This is a genomic window from Mesorhizobium sp. M7A.F.Ca.CA.002.04.1.1, from assembly GCF_004022805.1.
Lineage (GTDB): Bacteria > Pseudomonadota > Alphaproteobacteria > Rhizobiales > Rhizobiaceae > Mesorhizobium > Mesorhizobium ciceri.
Genome location: NZ_RZPL01000727.1, coordinates 1 through 2,791, shown reverse-complemented (window position 1 = coordinate 2,791; position 2,791 = coordinate 1). Strand labels below are relative to the sequence as shown.

Annotated in this window: 4 protein-coding genes; 1 reads left to right on the top strand and 3 read right to left on the bottom strand. The window is 62.4% G+C overall.

Annotation, left to right across the window (positions count from 1 at the left end; all coding sequences use genetic code 11):
• The first annotated feature begins 60 nt into the window (after positions 1-60).
• On the top strand, positions 61-912 hold the full coding sequence (gene panC, locus ENZ75_RS27470) for a pantoate--beta-alanine ligase (RefSeq protein WP_063168095.1): 852 nt from the start codon (positions 61-63) through the stop codon (positions 910-912).
• A 37-nt stretch (positions 913-949) separates the two neighbouring features.
• Here panC and ENZ75_RS27465 read toward each other — a convergent pair whose 3' ends face one another.
• From ENZ75_RS27465 to ENZ75_RS27455, 3 genes are all read right to left on the bottom strand, one after another.
• On the bottom strand, positions 950-1,294 hold the full coding sequence (locus ENZ75_RS27465; protein ID WP_063170249.1) for a hypothetical protein: 345 nt from the start codon (positions 1,292-1,294) through the stop codon (positions 950-952).
• 99 nt (positions 1,295-1,393) lie between these two features.
• Complete coding sequence (locus ENZ75_RS27460; RefSeq protein ID WP_027160398.1) at positions 1,394-2,092, bottom strand: AIM24 family protein; 699 nt, start codon at positions 2,090-2,092, stop codon at positions 1,394-1,396.
• A 161-nt stretch (positions 2,093-2,253) separates the two neighbouring features.
• Positions 2,254-2,748: a GNAT family N-acetyltransferase gene (locus tag ENZ75_RS27455; protein WP_063168096.1), complete on the bottom strand. Its 495-nt coding sequence runs from the start codon at positions 2,746-2,748 to the stop codon at positions 2,254-2,256.
• Between the last annotated feature and the right edge of the window lie 43 nt (positions 2,749-2,791).

Here is a 2,791-nt window from a genome sequence, read left to right as displayed (position 1 = left end):
AAACCGGACATTCCCGGGCCCCGGCCATGTCTTTTCGGCGACAAACAGCAGGGATGACGCATGAGCCAACCCGTCGTCGTCGATAGCGTTGCCGCACTTCGCACGCAAATCCATGACTGGCGCCGTGACGGCCTTCGTGTCGCCATGGTGCCGACCATGGGCGCTTTGCACGACGGGCACATCTCGCTGGTCAGGATCGCACTCGAAAAAGCCGAGCGCTGCGTCGTGTCGATCTTCGTCAACCCGACACAGTTCGCGCCGAGCGAAGACCTCGACAAGTACCCGCGCCAACTCGCCCGCGATCTCGACCGGCTCGGCGCGGCAAAGGCCGACCTTGCTTTCACACCGACGGTTGGCGAGATGTATCCCGCCGGCTTCGCCACGAAAATCTCGGTCGGCGGCCCCTCCGCCGGGCTCGAATCGGACTTTCGGCCGACCTTTTTCGAAGGCGTCGCCACCGTCGTGGCAAAGCTCCTCCTGCAGGCAACGCCCGACTTTGCGGTCTTCGGCGAGAAGGACTACCAGCAGCTTTGCGTGGTGAGACAGCTCTGCGGCGATCTCGACCTGCCCGTCGAGATCGTCGGCGCCCCGACGATACGCGACGCGCATGGTCTCGCCATGTCGTCACGCAACGCCTATCTCGATGAGGCCGAACTGAAGGTCGGCCGCCAACTCAACGTGATATTGCGCAAAACGGCTGCGGCCCTGGCGGCAGGCGCCCACCAAACCGACGCAACCGAAGAGGCCAGCCGCGACCTCATCGCCGCCGGTTTCCAGAAGGTCGACTATGTCGAGGCACGCGAAAGCCTGACGCTTGCGCCATGGCGTCGAAACCGCGAAGGGCGTCTTCTCGCAGCGGCATGGCTCGGCAAAACCAGGCTAATCGACAATGTGGGGGTTCCCGCTGCCTAGCGAAGGCTCGATCCTCCGCGGCGGATTGCTGCCGCGCCTAGCTCTCGCTCTTTTGCCGGCCGGCCCTGACGATCAGGTGTCCCGCGACGATCCCAACCACCCCGGCAAAGGCTTTCACCAATGCATCGATGAGGCGTGCATGGCGACCGGGATCAATGAGCTGAAGCAGTTCCAGCATGCCGGCGATCACAGCCACAAAGATCACCACTTGATACAGTCGGTTGGGGAAGCCGACCGCGAGGGCGAAGCCTAGCAGGACATAAGCCAAGGCACGCTCGACATTTGCTTCAGCGAGATGCGGCCGCATCTGGATCGGCGACAAGGTCGCGAAAATGATGATGGCGAGCAGCGCCAGCGCCGCAGTGCGGAACAATTTGGTCATGGCCCTTGCATATCCGTGGTGAGCCGGCACGGCAAACGCCGCGATGACGCATGGCCGGGTCGCGGCCGCCATTGCTGCCCGCCAGTGGCCTTCGCCGAACTATTCCTCCGTCGGCATATGCAGATACATCGACTGGATGCCGACACGGCCCGGTCCGGTGAATCGGTTGACGATGAAATTCATGTTGGCGCCGAAGAAGCCGCTCGACAGGCGATCGATCTTGGTCTCCATCCTGACCGAGGCATCCTTGAACAGCCAGCCGCCTGGTTCGATGTCGATGGTTTCGCCGGCGGCGAGCGTCTTTTCGAAGACGTTGCCATAGCCGTGCAGCCAGACGATGCCATCGCCGGAATCACCGCGAAAGCGGTCGATGAAAAAGCCGCTCTGGCCGAACAGCATCGTCGCCAGGCCGCGCACCCGTTCGAAGGTGTAGTCGACATTGCCGGTGGCGGCGAGAAACTGGTGCTCGCGCACCTGGATCTCTTCGCCGTGCCTGAGATGGATCGGCACGATGTGGCCCGGCCCATCGCGGCTGAAGGCAACGATGCCCGCCCCCGACGCCTCGGTGACGAAGATCTGCATGCCGGCCATCATCCGCTTCAGCGCGCCCTTCAGCGATTTCAGGCCGATGGTGATGGTGGAATTCTTCCACAAAAGGATGTGGTGCTCGAAATAGACCGGCATGCGCGTGACATCGACCGAAAGCACCGGCACCAGCTCGCCCGCTATATGATAGGTGACGCCGCCAAAGGTCTCGTCCGACACCTGTGTCGGCATCAGTTCCGGCAAGCTTGGCATGACGATTCCCCAAGCTGCCTCGCATGCCACCGGTCAAACACCGATCATGGCTGGGGTCAGCGGCCACAGCTTTGCGCTCGATATTTGCGCCGTCAAATGAAAGCCGTGTGCTCGAGGGTCCACTCGCAACAACGTGATGCAATCGCGCGATCATCGAGCGCTCAGGCGGTCAGCATCCGCTCAAGAATCAACGCAGCAATACCGGACTGCGCCGGCCCATAATTGTCGGCCCGGCCAATCTCGGCAAAGCCGTTGGCCAGATAGAAGGCGACCGCACGCCTGTTCTGCTCCACGACCTCGATGCGTAGAGAGCGGGCTTCCGGAAAATTCTCGATCACCTCATCGAGCAACATCCCGCCGATGCCCCGGCCTTGCAGGTCGGGTGCGACATGGAGCTGTTGCAGGTCGACCACGGTGCCGCCTTCGACGCTTTCGGCATAGGCGACGCCGCCGATGCGCTTGCCGTCGTCGGCGACCAGGAATTCGGCATTCGGCCGCTCAAGGCTAGCTCTCAATTTCGCCGGCGAACACCAATCCTCGATGACCCGGTCGATCCGATCAGGGCCATAGACCGCGTCATAGGTCGTGTGCCAGGTTTCGACCAGCAGCGCCCGGATGGCCGTCAGATCACGTTCACCTGCGGTGCGGACAAACACCGCGCTACTCGATGCCCAGCTTGGTCTTGACGAGGTCGTTGAC

Excerpts from the sequence above, each read along its gene's own strand:
- ENZ75_RS27460 (WP_027160398.1), bottom strand. The coding sequence starts at position 2,092 with ATGCCAAGCTTGCCGGAACTGATGCCGACACAGGTGTCGGACGAGACC.
- panC (WP_063168095.1), top strand. The coding sequence starts at position 61 with ATGAGCCAACCCGTCGTCGTCGATAGCGTTGCCGCACTTCGCACGCAA.
- ENZ75_RS27465 (WP_063170249.1), bottom strand. The coding sequence starts at position 1,294 with ATGACCAAATTGTTCCGCACTGCGGCGCTGGCGCTGCTCGCCATCATC.